Here is a 13,783-nt window from a genome sequence, read left to right as displayed (position 1 = left end):
CTGAAGCGTTTCATGTCAATAAACCGAGCGCTCGGTCTAGTATTGAGCTCATGACGACTGTGCAGGAGGCCGCGGCGGTCCGGTACGGCATCTGGGTCGTGTGCCCTGCCGTGGGCGCCGCCGTGGTGTGGGGGCTCAAGCTGACAGCCGGGTGGATCACGACGCTGAAGTGGTTCCCGTTCCAGGGCGTGTTCAAGCTGGTCACGGACATACCGGAACCGTGGGCGACGATCGCGGCACTCGCGCTGGGCGCCATCGCGGGTGGTGTGCTCGCGTTGATCTGGTCGGCTGAGATGTTTGTTCGTCGAGGTCTCGCACGACCGCGTGATCCTCAAGAAGGACGACAAGACCTTCGACTTCGGCCGCGACGAGGTCGAGTCGGCGTTCACCGAGGGCAAGCACCTGGTGCTGCTCTCCCCGAGCGGCGCCGAACTCGCCCGCGAGACCTCCGATCTAAGCAAGAACAAGCTCGCAGATGCGTTCCAGGCCCAGGGCTACCGGTGGCGCGACGGCGACCCGTTCGCGAACGAGTTCCGGATGTGGGTCGAGCACGCGCCGGACCTGGCGGCCGACGTGAACGCCCTCTTCACGGCTCGCCGGAAGGCCATCTCGAAGTACGACAACGAGGAGGCCGCAGAATTGGCGAGGGAGATCCGCAAGCGCGGCGTCTACGTCAAGGACGAGAAGAAGAGGCAGTACTACAGGTGCGAACGCTAGATCCGGTCAAGCACGCCGCGAAGAAACGGCACATCACCGACACGGCCGCCGGGCTGTTCGCGGAGAAGGGCTTCGACCGGACGACAGTCGCGGACATCTGCAAGGCCGCCGAGATGAGCACCGGCAGCCTGTTCCACTACTTCCCCACCAAGCGCGCGATCTTCCTGGAGATCTTCGAGCAGGACGGCAGGGACAACGCGGAGGTGTTCACGCGGGCCAGGACGATGGCCCCGTGGGACGCCGTGCTCATGATCGTCGACCACCTGTGCGTCCCCGCGCTCGACCGGACGATCGCCGGGCTGGTGCTGGAGGTGGTGGCGCAGGCGAGCCGCGACCAGGAGCTGTGGGACCTGGTCGCACGGAACGAGATCACCGTCCGCGACGAGCTGGCCCAGCTGCTGCAACGCGCGCACGACGCAGGCCAGATCGCGCTCCCCGTCGACGCCCGCACGGCCGCCACCTGGGTCCAGGGGCTGGTCGACGGCCTGTTCGGCAGGCTCGTCGACCCGGACTTCGACGCGACCGAACAGGTGAGCACCCTCCGGTTGATCCTTTCCCGTTTCGTGGGTGCTCAAGCACCATGAGGGCATGGCCTACGACGTCGCAGCGGTCCGCGCCCACTTCCCCGCGTTGCGCGAGGGTGCCGCGCACTTCGACGGACCCGGCGGCTCGCAGACGCCGGACGTCGTCGGCGACGCCGTCAGAGACGCCCTGACCTCGGCGATCTCGAACCGCGGCAGCGTCACGGCATCGGAACGCCGAGCCGAGGAGATCGTCCAGACCGCCCGCCGCACGATGGGCGAGTTCCTCAACGCGGGCAGCATCGTGTTCGGCCGCAGCATGACCCAGCTGACCTACGACATCTCCCGCACGCTGTCGAAGAACTGGCGGCCGGGCGACGAGATCATCGTGACCCGCATCGACCACGACGCGAACATCAGGCCGTGGGTGCAGGCGGCCGAGGCGGCGCGCGCGACGGTCCGTTGGGCACCGTTCGACCGCACGACCGGAGAGCTGCCCATCGAGGCCGTCACGAACCTGCTGTCCGACCGCACCCGCGTCGTCGCGATCACGGCGGCGTCGAACCTGCTCGGCACCCGTCCGGACGTGGCGGCGATCGCGGCGGCGGCACACGAGATGGCGGCGTTCGTGTACGTCGACGGCGTGCACTACACACCGCACCTACCCGTGGACATCGAGGCGATGGACGCGGACTTCTTCGTGTGCTCGCCGTACAAGTTCCTCGGCCCGCACCTGGGTGTGCTGGCCGCCGCACCGGAGCTGCTGGAGACGTTGCGCCCGGACAAGCTGCTGCCGTCGACCAACGCCGTGCCGGAACGGTTCGAGCTGGGCACGCTGCCGTACGAGCTGCTCGCGGGCACGACCGCCGCCGTCGAGTTCATGCGCGGGCTCGAAGGCCTGGAAGAACACGAGTTCGGGCTCCGCGACCAGCTGGAAGCCGGACTGCAGGAGCTCGGCGTGCGGATCTACAGCAAGGCCTCGCAGCGCACCCCGACCGTGCTGTTCTCGGTCGACGGGCTGGAGCCGGCCGAGGTGTACCGCAGGCTCGGTGCCGAGGGCGTCAACGCCCCGGCAGGCCACTTCTACGCCATCGAATGCTCGCGCTGGCTCGGACTGGGCGACAAAGGCGCGGTACGAGCGGGCATCGGGCCGTACACCGACGAGTCCGATGTGGACCGTCTGCTGAAGGCCGTGGCCAAGATCAGATGAACAGGAGCAGGCCGACGTAGGCGAGCCCGATGAACACGCTGACGTTGAACCTGCGGGTGATCCGTTCGCCGTGGTGGTCGGCGATCAACGACCGCGCTCGCGCCCACATCAGCTTCTCGCCCGCCTGCCTGTCGGGCAGGTGCGGGGTCGTGATCACGTCGCCGTGCGGCCCGAACGCGAGCATGAGCTGCGGTCCGGCGCGGCGAACCCCGTGCAGCTGCGCCCACGGCACGCGGTAGGTCCAGATGCCCGTGTAGAGCATCACGGAGTTGTGGTCGAGGCGCAGCAACGGCTGGAAGCGCGTCACCGCCGACAGCACGCACTGCACGCCGATCAGCCCGAGGATGATCAGCTCCGGGTAGTACTTCAGCCCGATCAACGCACCGGCCGCGCCGAGCAGCAGCACCACGCCCTCCGTCCTGCGCCGGTCCCCCGGCCACATCGCGTGCGGCAGCTCCACCGGAACGCCCGCGGACACCGGTTCGCCCGGCAGGTGTGCACTGTGGACGGTGTGCCGCGGGCGGACCCTCGACAGCGTGCTCGTGGCCACGACCTCGCCCTCGACCAGCAACGCGACCTGGCCACCGTGGTGCCACTCCCCCGCGACGAGGATCTCCGCCGGGTCGAGCTGCACCGGGGCGTCCTCCTCACCGCGCCACACCCGGCCGAACTGCTCGGTGTCGTGGTAGAGCGGCTCCTCCAGCCCGAGGTCGGCGAGCGTGGCCACGGTCGCGATGTCGGTGTTGTTGTGCCGCAACAGGATCCGACGCGGTCCGACCGGATGCGCCTGCATCCGGATCGCCTTCACCGGACCGGTCCACAACGCGCGGCGGCGGCGTTCCCGCGCGGCCAGCATGATCGCGAGGAACACGGCGGCGCCGCCGAACGTCAGCCACCACGTGACGTCCTCGGGTTCGTTCGCCATGGCCACCCACGAACCGTCCGCCAGCACCGGCATCGAGTCGCCGATCCGGTACGTCTCCGGCGCGAGAGGCTGGAACACGACGCGTTGCTTGTCCGGCAGCTCCACCCAGACGTCGAAGGTGTCCTTGATGTCGACGACCTCGGCCTCGACCCGGCTGGCGTTCGCGATGTGCTGCTCGATCTCGCCGTTGGTGAGGTCGTACTGCACGAACGTGAGGAAACCGAAGAGGACGAGCAACACCGCGATGATGCGCAGCACTCCTCGTTGCGGTGGCATGTCCGGCAACGAGACGACACCCTCGCCGGCCGCCGTGTGCTGGTCCGCGCGCGACCGGATCGTCCACGCCGCCACGATCGCGCACGCAACGGCGTGGAGCCCGAACGCGACGTTGGCGGCCGCCAAGCCGTCCAGAGCGATGTCCAGCACGCCGAACGCCACACCCATCGCGCAACCCGTGAGCACCCGGCCGAACAACAACAGCAGCGGCGTGGCCAGCAACGGCACGATGGCGAGCGAGAACAACGGGCTCGGGGGGCACGGCTGCGCGGTGGTGCACGGCGTATCGCTCGCGCTCAGGGCGAAGTAGAAAGCGAGGATCCACCCACCGACGAGCCCGACCTTGGTCACCCACCACGGAACCGCGGCCGCTTGCCACCGCTGGACGTCCATGACGCGGATCATGACACGCCCGTTGCTCCGAACGGTGCGATTCCCCCGCATCGAAACGGGTATCCCCAGGTCACTTGAACTCGGAGGTGCACATGCTGGCCATCATCGCCGCAGTCTCGTTCGGTCTGGCCCTGATCCTCGACCTCGCGAAGACCGCGCTCGGTGACGTGATCACCGCCAACACGCTCGTGGTGCTCGGGCTGCTGCTCGTCGCGCTGCACCTCGCGGGGGTCGGCTCCAGCAGCCGTTCGTGGAACTGGCGCCGCGCCCGCAGGTGAGGGTCAGCCCTGCCGGGTGATCTCATCCGGCAGGGCGGCCTCGGTCGCCGTCCACACCCCGTCCGCACCAGCCTCGATGCGCTCGCTCATGCGGCCGCCGGGCACGAGCACCCACAGCTGGTCCTTCGTGGACAGCCACACCACGCCGATGCCGTCGTTGCGGTAGCTCGTGGCGTACTCGTAGGACTTGCGGAACACGTCACCGCCGTTGCGGTCGGTCACCTTCACCTCGCTCGCGCTTTCCGCGTGCGCGACGAACTTCCCGCTGGGCGACGTCTTGGGTGCGCCGGGCCGGGCGAAGCGGTCCTCGCGGTCGCTGCCGCAGCCGGTGAGGACGAGGAGCAGGGCGACGAAAGCCGCCAGAACCCTCATGACAGCTGGAAGACGGGATAGTCGCCGGCGCGGGCGAGCAGCTTGTCCTGCGGGGTCGTGGCGTCCATGCCGGGGAAGAACTGCTTCACCTGACCGTGCCAGCGCTCCAGGTAGGCGTGCATGATCACCGGCTTGGCCTCGTCCGGCAGCTCGGTCGCGCTGAAGGCCTCGACGGCGCGGCCGCGACGCAGCTCACCAGTGCCCACGACACGCAGGTTGCGAACCCAGGACGTGACGCCGCGCGGCGCGAGCAGGTAGCGCGTGCCGTCCAGCTCCAGCAGGTTGACCGGGGCGCTGTACACCTTGCCGCTCTTGCGGCCTCGCACGAACAAAGTGCGCATGCTCCTCGGACCGAGCCCGAGCTTCACCGCCACACCCACGAGCCGGTTGGCGAACTGCTCGAACCCGGTGGGGCGCGAATTGCCGTGCGTCATGTGGCCCAAGGTAGCTAGCGTGATCGTCCGTGTGGACTGTTCTCGAAGAGTTTTACGACTCTGTGCCCCGACCGGGATCTCGCGTTGAGGAACACGGCGAGCTCGTGTTGTTCCTCCAAGCCGGCGACGGTTATCCGTACTACGCGCGGCCGCGGTTCCCCGGTGGCCGGCCGACGGTGGCCGACGTGCTGAAGATGCGCGCACGGCAGCGTGAGCTGGACGTGCCGGAAGCGCTCGAGTGGGTGCACGAGACCACACCTGACCTCCTCGAGGCGGCGGTCGCGGCGGGCATGGAGGTGCTCCAAGCTCCGCTGATGGTTCTCGATCCGGACAAGCTGCCCGAACCGCATCCGCACGTGCGCGTGCTCGACACCCGGCCGGCCGAGGTGTCGGTCGTGGCCCAGCTCGCGTTCTCGTCGCCGGGCACGTCACCCGGTGAGATCGGCACGGCGGAACGAGACGCGGAGCTTCGGAACGCGACTCCGACGAGCACCCGGCACCGGCACGCGGTGGCCGACCTGCCAGGCGAGGGCGTGCTGGCGGTAGGCACTGCGCAACGAGCGGGTGACGTCGTCGAGATCGCGGGCATCGGCACGTTGCCGGCGGCACGGCGACGTGGCCTCGGTGGTGCGGTGACTGCGGAACTGGCGCGTGACGCACTTCAGCAAGGTGCTGAGCTGGTGTTCCTGTCGGCCGGCAGCCTCGACATCGCACGGGTCTACGAGCGCGTCGGGTTCAGGCGCGTCGGAACGGCCTGCATCGCCTCACCAGTCGTGGGCGTTTAATTCGCCACTGCGAGGCATCGGCACTCGAAACAAACAGCCGACGCACGGCATTCCGGACGGCTGGGTGAGCAGTTCGGCCTCACCGCGGTGGATGAGCTCGCCGCAGTACGCGGTCAACGCGAGCGGCGTGCGGTCGTCGTCGGGCATGGGTACGAGGTGGCACGTGCGTTGTGTCTCTCCGACGACACCCGCACGCTTGCGGACCAGCAATACAGGCATGCGCGCTTCCGTTTCCTGAATGCTCATGCCTTCACCTCGGCGTCGTCCACCACACACACGACGGCGTGCGTGGTCGCGTAGAACTTGAGCCGGTAAGGGCCCGAGTTCCGCTCTGCTGCTGCCGCGCAGAACCTGTCGGCGCTGACCTCTTCCGATCGCGGCGTTCGTTCGGCTAGGTCGATCACACCTAGATCGTGCGGCGTGTAACAGCAATTGGGGAGGGTTACATACGATTTACGGGTCGCGTATGCGGAACTCGCATACTCACCTGAGCTGGGTAACTTCAGCAGCCAGTTCGGCGATGGCCGGCGTCTCGTTCCACGGGTCGAGCTTCTCCAGCTCGTTCACGATGAGCTGCGAACCCGTCGCGCGGGCCAGGTCCAGCGCCGCGAAACCGTAGTCGACGGCCTGCTCGACCTCCCCGTTGGCGGCGTGCGCGTAGGCGAGGCGGGCCGTGTGCACGCCCTGCTCCCACTGGCAGATGCCGCCCCACCTGGGCAGGAGGGCCGTGTACGCGGTGATGGCCCTGCGGTGGTCGGCCAGGTCGACCATGCTCGCGGCGCGCTGCATCTGGACGTGCAGGTCGGTGAAGCAGTACCCGATCGAGTACTCGTCGCTCTGCGGCCGTTCCGCCGCGAGCACCAACGAGTGCGCGAGGTCGAACCGCTGCATGCAGGCGTCCTGACCCGCACGCGCGAGGCCACGCGCTTCCTGCCGTGCCGCCATCGCGCGCACCATCGGGCTGAGGCCGATCTCGCGCTGGGCGGCGCGCGCCAGGCCGATGACCCGGTCGTCGTCGCCGTCGACCTCCGCCAGCTGGCTCATCCGCACGTAGCAGTACGCGACGACATCACGGTCGTCGGCGGCTTGCCCCTGCTCCAAGGCACGGGACGTCCACAGGCCCGCATTCCGCAGGTCGCCGATCTCCTCGTGCAGCCAGCCGTAGAACTCCGCGTACATCGCACCCGTGCCGAGCAAACGGCGCCGTACGTCGCCACGCGCGTTGCGGCGCAGCACGTCGATGAAGTCGTACATGTTGCGGACGGCGGGCATCAGCGCACCCGTGCCACGCCAGTTGTGCGCGTCGTTGATGATCCTTCGCAGCACGAGGAGCTGGCTCACGGCGTCGTTGGACATCACACCGTTGGCGTCGGTCGTGCCGAAGACGGCCGAGGCGCACAACGCCATCAACGCCTTGCCCTCCATGCCCACGACCAGGTCTTTCGCCACGCCGTCGAGCCCGGCGAACTCCGGCACCCCGGCGGCGAGCCTGCGCGCCTCGCCCGAGCGCATCGGCACCGTGCGGTCGGTCAGGCCGAGCAGGTGGGCGGGGATGCCGAGCAGTCGCTGCAGGGTCCTGAGCACGCGCATGTCGTAGGCGATGTTGCTGCCGGCCTCCAGGCGCGAGATCGCCGACTGGGAGAACCCGGCCAGCGTCCCCAGCTCGTCCTGACGCAGCCCGTGGGCCTTGCGGGCGATCGCCACCACGGCGCCGGGCGACTCCGCGGCGACCGCGTCCCGCACTTCCTTCGACTCCCAGATCGCGGGCGGCAGCATGGGCAGCGGCCCGTCCGGGACGACGACGGCGTTCTTAGCTGGTGTGCTCACCTCAACGCCTCCTGCAATCCATCGCATGGTGGCAGCGGGTTCAGGTGCGCATCGACCGCCATCCGGGCTAGCGGGTCGATCATGCCCGCCCGAACGAGTTCGTGCTCGCCTGTATCTCAAATGGATCCCGATGAACCCTCAACAGAACACGTTTCAGGGAGTCGAACGGTTCGGACCGACTATTCTGCGCGCGTGATCAAGGACTTCGGGGCCGGTATCGCTCTGCTGCTGCGCGGGTTCAGCCTGGTGTTCAGCACGCCCAAGCGCGTGCTGGTCGGGGCGCTGCCCGCGGTCATCACGGCGGTGTTGATGATCGTCGGCTGGGTGGTGCTGTTCACGAACATCGACTCGATCGCGGGCTGGCTCACCGGGTTCGCCGACTCGTGGAGCGAAACCTGGCGGAACGTCGTCGAGGTCGCCGTCGGCATCTCGGTGATCGCGGTGATCCTCGGTCTGAGCGTGCTGCTGTTCACCGCCATCACGCTGATGATCGGCGGCCCGTTCTACGAGTACATCGCGGAAGAGGTCGAGGACGAGCTCGGCGGCGTGCCGGGTGCCGAGCAGGTCGGCTTCTGGCGCGGGTTCGTGGTGGGGCTGCGCAGCACGATCCTGCTGGTCGGCGTGTCGATCCTGTTCGCGATCCCGTTGTTCTTCTGCGGCTTCATCCCCGTCGTCGGGCAGACCGTGGTGCCGGTGCTCGCCGTGTGCATCAACGGGTACCTGCTCGGCATCGAGCTGACCGGCATCCCGTTCACGCGCCGCGGCAAGTCGTTCAAGGAGCGCCGCAAGCTGCTCGCGACGCGCCGGTCGCTGGTGCTCGGGTTCGCCGTGCCCGCCTACCTGCTGTGCCTGATCCCGCTGGCCGCGATGATCGTGATCCCGGCGGCAATGGCAGGCGGCACGGTGTTGTCGCACCGCCTGCTCACCGGAGACCGCACCACTACTGCGTGAACGGCAGCCAAGCCTGCTGCGCCAGACCGTTGCGCGCGGTGACCTGCACGCCTGCCTGCGAGACCGACCACAGCTGGTCGCCGATCACGATGGTGCGCTTGGCGCCGCCGCCGTAGTACTGGCTCTGCGGCTCGACGATCTTGCCGGTCTCCTTGAGCTGGTTGCCCTCGACCTTCAGCACCAGCGAGGAGGACTCGTAGTTCGTCTTGTACTGCGACACCGGGATGACGAGCGTGCCGTCCTGGGGCCAGAACAGGAACGCGTGCGGGTCGAACTGGGCCTCGGAGTTGGAGTCCGGCAGGTGGTACTGCGCGAGTCGTTGCGGTGACGCGGGGTTGCCCACGTCGAACAGCGACACCTGCGTTCCGGTGACGCGGCCCTGGTCCGTCGCCTCCTGGCCGACGCCGATGAGCTTCCCGTCGCCCACCGGGTGCAGGTAGGCGGAGAATCCGGTGATCTTCAGCTCGCCGGTCACCTTGGGCTGCTTGGGATTGCTCAGGTCGAGCGTGTAGAGCGGGTCGGTCTGCTTGAACGTGACGACATAGCCCATCTTGCCGATGAACCGCACGCTGTAGATCCGCTCGCCCTTGCCGAGCCCGCCGATCTGGCCTTCCTTGGTCAGCTCGTTCCCGCTGCGGCGCAACGTGGTGACGAAGCTTTCCGTCTGGGGCTGTTGCTGCGGCGCCGGCCTGACGTCGCCCGGCATGCGCCAGCAACAGGGTTGTTCGGTGCCCGTGGTGGTGGCGACGCGGAGCACACCGTCGTGTTCGGACAGCGAGTACTGGTTGAGCAGCGTGCCGTTCACGTCACCGGACGCGATGTGCTTCGGCGGTCCGGCCTGGCTGATGTCGAACTGGTGGATCGCCGTGCTGACCGGGCGCTGAACCCTTGGCTTGCCGGGAAGTTCGGGCAGCAGGCGGTGGTCGTCGGCGATGTAGAGGCTCTTGTCGGTGCCGTAGACCGTGTCCCCGTCGGCCACGATCGAGACCGGCTGCCCGGTGCCGAGCTGACCGGAAAGGTCGAACGTGAGGACGGTCAGCATCGACGTGCCCGAGTGCACGACCGGGTGGCTGACGTTGGCGCAGTCGACCAGGGTTCCGCTGCTCTTGGCACCGTTCTGGTCGAGCTCGTAGCGCGGCAGCCACGAGGTGATCGGCTCGCTCTGCAGGATCTCCTTGTTGCGGCGCGAGGAACCCGCTTCATTGATCGACTCGTTCGGATAGACCCACGGCAGGCGCGGGGCCGAGCGGACGACGACGCGGGCGGTGCCTCCGATCTGGCGGGCGTCGAGGTAGAAGCCGTCGGTCTTGAGGCTGCCGATCTCCTTGAGCTGCTTGAGATCCACGAGAACCAGCTCGGTGCCGGACTGCGGCGCGAACTGGCTGTCCGGCGCGACCCGCTTCTCCATGATCGGGACGGGGTTCTGCGTCACCACCAGCGCGCGGTCGCCGTCTACCAGCAGCTGGCTCGCGTAGCGCTGGCCGAGATCGAGGGTGCCGGTGATGCTCCTGCTCGCCACGTCGACCACGCGCAGCTTGCCGTCCGCGATGGAGACGACGCGTTTTCCGTCCGTCTTCACGATGTCCGGCTCGTCCACGCCCTGTTCGTGGACGTTCGTCGTCGAGTGATCCTTCTGCTGCGCGGGCGGTGTGGCGGCCCTCGCGTCGGGCACGGCCTTCTCGGCGACGCCCGCGGTGGCGTTCGCGTCCGACATGGTGAGGAACTGGTCGTTCCCAATGCCGTACGCGCCGACGTACGGCGCCATGGCGTCGCGCAGCCCGGCCAGGGCGCTGTCGCAGCTGTCGAACGCGACGAGACGCACCGGCCCGTAGTCCACGATCGGTTGTGGCGCGAGGGTCTTGTCTCGCACCGCGGAGCTCACACTCACTCCGGCGACGGCCAGCACAGCGGCGGCGGCCAACAGCTTTCTGCCGTTCATGTCATCAGGACGGAACCCGCACCGGAAAAGGTTGCTCGCTAGATGGAAGGCGGTGTCCAGTCCGCCGGCCGGTCGACGCCGCGACGGGTGGCCGCGAGACCGGGAGCGGGCTTGAGGAACTTCTCCGGGTCGCCGCCGTAGCTCTCGATGATCTTGGTGAGCTCACCGCTCGCGTACATCCCGCGGATCTCGGCGGACATGGCCCGCTCCAGCTTCTCCGAGCCGCGGGGCAGGTAGAAGCTGGTCATGTAGGGCCGGAAGTGCATGAACGCCGGGTGCTGGGCGACCTGTTGCTCGGTGGGCGGATCCAGGTACCTCGTCCTGATGTCGGTGCCGGGGAAGTCGTGCTCGACCGCGAGGATGATCAGCGGGTCGAGGATTCCGACGTCGATCCTGTCCGTCTTGAGGTCCTCGACGACGCTCGAGCTGTCGGGGAAGACCGACAGCTTGGCCCCGCGCACGGCCTTGATCGAGTCGACCCACACGTAGCCGTCGACCGTGCCGAGCCTCTTGTTCTCCAGCTGTTCGACGGTCTGGAACGACTTGTCGCCGTGCACGGCGAGCGCGGGCGGTGAGTAGTAGGGCGGATCGGTGAAGATGCCGCTCTGCCCGCGTTCCTCGGTCCAAGCCACGCCGCCGAGGGTGACGTCGACGCGGCCGGACTGAGCGGCGGCGAGCATGCCGGGGAAGTCCATGACCTTGGTGCGCACGGTCAGCCCGAGCTTGCGGGCGACGGCGTTGACGATGTCACCGTCGAGTCCGGTCAGCCGGTCTCCCTCGTACGTCGTGTAGGGCGCGTAAGGCTGGATGGCGACGGTGAGCGTGCCGGGATGGACGGTCCCGAGACCCGCGCCGGCGACCTGGCCGGCACCGGAACCACATCCGGTCACGGCCAGAGCGACGACCACGATCAATCGGGGAAATACGCGAAAGGACATCGGCTCCAGTCCTCGTGCTGGCGGGGCCCGAGTGCGGCGGGGGCAGAGTTTAGGAGCGCTGGTGAAGCGCGTCATTGTGCGTTTCGCCCAACATTTCCGGAGTGACTTTCGTGCATTTCGCACGAGCCCCGCGTTCGCTAACCTGCCCCGGTGCTCACGCCTTCGATCGCGCAGGAGATCGCGGACGACACCAGCGCGATCATCGGTTTCAACGTCCTGATCACCGACCGGAACGGGATGGTGATCGGCAGCGGCCACAGGACCAGGGTCGGCAGCTTCCACGAGGCATCGGTCGAAGTCGTGCGCACAAAACTTGCGACGAGCCACGGGGTGGAGGCCGCCCGCGACCTCATCGGCGTCAAACCCGGAACCACCCAGCCTCTCGTGCTGAGCGGGGAAACCGTCGGAACCGTGGGCATCACCGGATTTCCCGACCAGGTCGAACCCTTCGGCAGGCTCGTCCGCAACCAGACGGAAATCCTGCTGCGCGAGTCCGTTCTGCTCTCCTCGCACCTGTTCCGGGAAAGGGCGGTCGACGACCTCGTCCGCGACCTGACCCACTTCGACCCCGAACGCTGCGAGCCCGACATCCTGCTGCGCCGGGCCGTGGCGGTCGGCTACGACCTGAGCCTGCCCAGGGTGGCGGTCGTCGTGGACGCCGAACCGTGCGCGGTCCGCACCCTCCGCCAGTTCTTCGACGACGGTCAGGACATCATCGGGCAGGCCGGTGAGACCAGGTTCGTGCTGCTGCAGCGCCGTTCGGGCGCAGACCTGCTCTCGTTGTGCGACAAGGCTTTCGAGGAGCTCGGCCCGCGCTGCGCGATCGGCGTCGGCGGCGAGGCCCGGTCAGTCGCCGAGCTGCACGACTCCTACGAGGACGCCTCGACCGCGCTGCACCTGGCGTCCCGTCTCGGCCGCGGCAGGTCCGTCGTGCACATCGACGACCTGCGACTCCACGAGCTGATCGCGTCGAGCGCGGTCCAGCCGCGCGACCGGTACGTCCGCGCGCTGGTGGGCAGTCTGCGCGAGAAGCCGGACTGGCCGGTTCTGCGCCAGACGATCACGTCCTGGTGCGAGTGCGGTTTCAACCTGGTCAGGGTGGCGGCGGAGCTCCAGGTGCACCGCAACACGTTGATCTACCGCCTGAACAAGATCGAGGAGTTGACCGGCCACAGCCCGCGCGACGCCCGTTTCGTGCTGCAGCTCTACCTGGCCTGCATCGCCGACCAGATCGGCCGCTGAGGGGGTGGTTGCCGCCGTGCAGGGCGACGGAAACCACCCCCGGTTCCTTACAGCTGCGCCTGGATCTGCGTCGCGTAGGTCGAGACGCGGGAGTAGACGCCGGGGTAACCGGCGGCCGCACATCCCTCACCCCACGACGTGATGCCGATCAGCTTGCCACCGGCCACGAGCGGGCCACCGGAGTCGCCCTGGCACGTGTCCGTGCCGCCCTGCGGGTAGCCGGCGCACACCATGTGCGTGGCGTTGAAGTCGCCGGCGTACGCGCTGGAGCAGGTCGCGCTGCTGGTCAGCGGCACGGTGGCGGTGAGCAGGTAGCGCGACGCCGAGCCACCGGAGCTCGTCGTGCCCCAGCCGAGGATCCTCGAGCTGGTGCCCGCGGCGTACAGCGCGCTGTCCGCACTCGTCGCGAACTTGATCGGGGTCTGGCTGAGGTTGCGGTCGAGCGTGAGCACCGAGACGTCGTAGCCGCGGGTCACGTCGGTGTAGCTGGGGTGGATCCAGATCTTCGTGACGCGGGCGACGGTGCCCGCGGTGGAGTTCTTGTCGTCGCGGCCGGCGACGACGCGGACCGCCGAGGCCGAGTCGCCCTCGGTGCAGTGCGCGGCGGTGACGACCTTGTTGGGAGCCACGAGAGTGCCGCCGCAGTACTGGAAGCCGCTGCTCGTCGCGAGGTAGACGACCCACGGGTAGGTGGACGTGCTCGCGCGCGTGCCACCCACGATCTGTGCACCGACTTCGCCGTCGGTGGTGGGGGTCGGAGCTGCTTCGGCCACGCTGACGCACGCCATCGACAGCGTCGCTGCCGCCAATGCCGCGCCGAACAGTGACCGGAGGCGGTGCAGGGTTGCCGCCATGATCATCTCCTTCTTCTGTTGTAGCTCCCGATGCAGGGGCGGGAGTTGTTCAAGGATCAACAGTGCTTTACGAGACGGGCAAGGGCCGGTCTTCGTAGGCCATTCGGCCGTGCCCGCGTTG

General features: G+C 68.2%; 16 protein-coding genes. 7 read left to right on the top strand and 9 right to left on the bottom strand.

Translation table 11 applies throughout. The features are described 5' to 3' along the window. Positions 1–297: 297 nt before the first annotated feature. Genes AB0M24_RS36060 through AB0M24_RS36050 form a run of 3 tightly spaced genes read left to right on the top strand, consistent with a single transcriptional unit; the run spans position 298 to position 2,448 of the window. Positions 298–717 (top strand): hypothetical protein, encoded by a 420-nt coding sequence (locus AB0M24_RS36060; RefSeq protein ID WP_363777960.1) that lies wholly within the window; start codon positions 298–300, stop codon positions 715–717. Further along, the gene (locus AB0M24_RS36055; RefSeq protein ID WP_363777959.1) at positions 705–1,301 is read left to right on the top strand and encodes a TetR/AcrR family transcriptional regulator; all 597 of its coding nucleotides are present in this window, start codon (positions 705–707) and stop codon (positions 1,299–1,301) included. The genes AB0M24_RS36060 and AB0M24_RS36055 overlap by 13 nt, the downstream gene beginning before the upstream one ends. 4 nt (positions 1,302–1,305) lie before the next feature. Continuing rightward, positions 1,306–2,448, top strand: coding sequence for a cysteine desulfurase-like protein (locus tag AB0M24_RS36050; RefSeq protein ID WP_363777958.1), 1,143 nt, complete (start codon positions 1,306–1,308; stop codon positions 2,446–2,448). Here AB0M24_RS36050 and AB0M24_RS36045 read toward each other — a convergent pair. Beyond that, entirely contained in the window at positions 2,441–4,054 is a 1,614-nt protein-coding gene (locus AB0M24_RS36045; RefSeq protein ID WP_363777957.1) for a hypothetical protein, read from the bottom strand. The genes AB0M24_RS36050 and AB0M24_RS36045 overlap by 8 nt on opposite strands. 80 nt (positions 4,055–4,134) lie before the next feature. On the opposite strand from AB0M24_RS36045, the gene AB0M24_RS36040 reads away from it, so the two are divergent. After that, positions 4,135–4,320 carry a hypothetical protein gene (locus tag AB0M24_RS36040; RefSeq protein WP_363777956.1) on the top strand — a complete coding sequence of 62 codons (186 nt, stop codon included), beginning with the start codon at positions 4,135–4,137 and terminating at the stop codon, positions 4,318–4,320. A 3-nt stretch (positions 4,321–4,323) separates the two neighbouring features. Here the strand turns inward: AB0M24_RS36040 and AB0M24_RS36035 are convergent, their stop codons facing one another. Together AB0M24_RS36035 and AB0M24_RS36030 are read right to left on the bottom strand one after the other, a co-directional pair. Beyond that, positions 4,324–4,692 (bottom strand): hypothetical protein, encoded by a 369-nt coding sequence (locus AB0M24_RS36035; RefSeq protein ID WP_363777955.1) that lies wholly within the window; start codon positions 4,690–4,692, stop codon positions 4,324–4,326. After that, positions 4,689–5,126 (bottom strand): nitroreductase, encoded by a 438-nt coding sequence (locus AB0M24_RS36030; RefSeq protein ID WP_363777954.1) that lies wholly within the window; start codon positions 5,124–5,126, stop codon positions 4,689–4,691. The genes AB0M24_RS36035 and AB0M24_RS36030 overlap by 4 nt, the downstream gene beginning before the upstream one ends. Positions 5,127–5,230: 104 nt before the next feature. Here AB0M24_RS36030 and AB0M24_RS36025 point away from each other — a divergent pair, with 104 nt between their 5' ends. Next, positions 5,231–5,911 carry a GNAT family N-acetyltransferase gene (locus AB0M24_RS36025; RefSeq protein WP_363777953.1) on the top strand — a complete coding sequence of 227 codons (681 nt, stop codon included), beginning with the start codon at positions 5,231–5,233 and terminating at the stop codon, positions 5,909–5,911. On the opposite strand, the gene AB0M24_RS36020 is transcribed toward AB0M24_RS36025, so the two are convergent. From AB0M24_RS36020 to AB0M24_RS36010, 3 genes are all read right to left on the bottom strand, one after another. Beyond that, positions 5,891–6,157, bottom strand: coding sequence for a hypothetical protein (locus tag AB0M24_RS36020; protein ID WP_363777952.1), 267 nt, complete (start codon positions 6,155–6,157; stop codon positions 5,891–5,893). The genes AB0M24_RS36025 and AB0M24_RS36020 overlap by 21 nt on opposite strands. Continuing rightward, the gene (locus AB0M24_RS36015; RefSeq protein ID WP_363777951.1) at positions 6,154–6,315 is read right to left on the bottom strand and encodes a hypothetical protein; all 162 of its coding nucleotides are present in this window, start codon (positions 6,313–6,315) and stop codon (positions 6,154–6,156) included. The genes AB0M24_RS36020 and AB0M24_RS36015 overlap by 4 nt, the downstream gene beginning before the upstream one ends. Positions 6,316–6,394: 79 nt before the next feature. Next, positions 6,395–7,738 carry a helix-turn-helix transcriptional regulator gene (locus AB0M24_RS36010; RefSeq protein WP_363777950.1) on the bottom strand — a complete coding sequence of 448 codons (1,344 nt, stop codon included), beginning with the start codon at positions 7,736–7,738 and terminating at the stop codon, positions 6,395–6,397. A gap of 192 nt (positions 7,739–7,930) precedes the next feature. Here AB0M24_RS36010 and AB0M24_RS36005 point away from each other — a divergent pair, with 192 nt between their 5' ends. Continuing rightward, complete coding sequence (locus AB0M24_RS36005; protein WP_363777949.1) at positions 7,931–8,689, top strand: EI24 domain-containing protein; 759 nt, start codon at positions 7,931–7,933, stop codon at positions 8,687–8,689. Here AB0M24_RS36005 and AB0M24_RS36000 read toward each other — a convergent pair. Beyond that, positions 8,679–10,628 carry a beta-propeller domain-containing protein gene (locus AB0M24_RS36000; protein ID WP_363777948.1) on the bottom strand — a complete coding sequence of 650 codons (1,950 nt, stop codon included), beginning with the start codon at positions 10,626–10,628 and terminating at the stop codon, positions 8,679–8,681. The two genes, AB0M24_RS36005 and AB0M24_RS36000, sit on opposite strands and share 11 nt — an antisense overlap. 38 nt (positions 10,629–10,666) lie before the next feature. Beyond that, positions 10,667–11,566, bottom strand: a complete 900-nt coding sequence (locus tag AB0M24_RS35995) for a transporter substrate-binding domain-containing protein (protein ID WP_363777947.1) — start codon at positions 11,564–11,566, stop codon at positions 10,667–10,669. Positions 11,567–11,716: 150 nt separating this feature from the next. Here AB0M24_RS35995 and AB0M24_RS35990 point away from each other — a divergent pair, with 150 nt between their 5' ends. Then, the gene (locus tag AB0M24_RS35990) at positions 11,717–12,808 is read left to right on the top strand and encodes a sugar diacid recognition domain-containing protein (protein WP_363777946.1); all 1,092 of its coding nucleotides are present in this window, start codon (positions 11,717–11,719) and stop codon (positions 12,806–12,808) included. A 47-nt stretch (positions 12,809–12,855) separates the two neighbouring features. On the opposite strand, the gene AB0M24_RS35985 is transcribed toward AB0M24_RS35990, so the two are convergent. Then, positions 12,856–13,662, bottom strand: a complete 807-nt coding sequence (locus AB0M24_RS35985; RefSeq protein WP_363777945.1) for a serine protease — start codon at positions 13,660–13,662, stop codon at positions 12,856–12,858. Between the last annotated feature and the right edge of the window lie 121 nt (positions 13,663–13,783).

The sequence above is a fragment of the Lentzea sp. NPDC051838 genome (assembly GCF_040681245.1).
Lineage (GTDB): Bacteria > Actinomycetota > Actinomycetes > Mycobacteriales > Pseudonocardiaceae > Lentzea.
Note: the sequence above shows the minus strand (reverse complement) of the source record. Positions and strands in the feature narration are given on the sequence as shown.

What these genes read in the sequence shown, in the direction of transcription:
- AB0M24_RS36035 (WP_363777955.1), bottom strand. Translation starts at nt 4,692, where the DNA reads ATGAGGGTTCTGGCGGCTTTCGTCGCCCTGCTCCTCGTCCTCACCGGC.
- AB0M24_RS36020 (WP_363777952.1), bottom strand. Translation starts at nt 6,157, where the DNA reads ATGAGCATTCAGGAAACGGAAGCGCGCATGCCTGTATTGCTGGTCCGC.
- AB0M24_RS36040 (WP_363777956.1), top strand. Translation starts at nt 4,135, where the DNA reads ATGCTGGCCATCATCGCCGCAGTCTCGTTCGGTCTGGCCCTGATCCTC.
- AB0M24_RS36030 (WP_363777954.1), bottom strand. Translation starts at nt 5,126, where the DNA reads ATGACGCACGGCAATTCGCGCCCCACCGGGTTCGAGCAGTTCGCCAAC.
- AB0M24_RS35995 (WP_363777947.1), bottom strand. Translation starts at nt 11,566, where the DNA reads ATGTCCTTTCGCGTATTTCCCCGATTGATCGTGGTCGTCGCTCTGGCC.
- AB0M24_RS36050 (WP_363777958.1), top strand. Translation starts at nt 1,306, where the DNA reads ATGGCCTACGACGTCGCAGCGGTCCGCGCCCACTTCCCCGCGTTGCGC.
- AB0M24_RS36000 (WP_363777948.1), bottom strand. Translation starts at nt 10,628, where the DNA reads ATGAACGGCAGAAAGCTGTTGGCCGCCGCCGCTGTGCTGGCCGTCGCC.
- AB0M24_RS35985 (WP_363777945.1), bottom strand. Translation starts at nt 13,662, where the DNA reads ATGGCGGCAACCCTGCACCGCCTCCGGTCACTGTTCGGCGCGGCATTG.
- AB0M24_RS36045 (WP_363777957.1), bottom strand. Translation starts at nt 4,054, where the DNA reads ATGATCCGCGTCATGGACGTCCAGCGGTGGCAAGCGGCCGCGGTTCCG.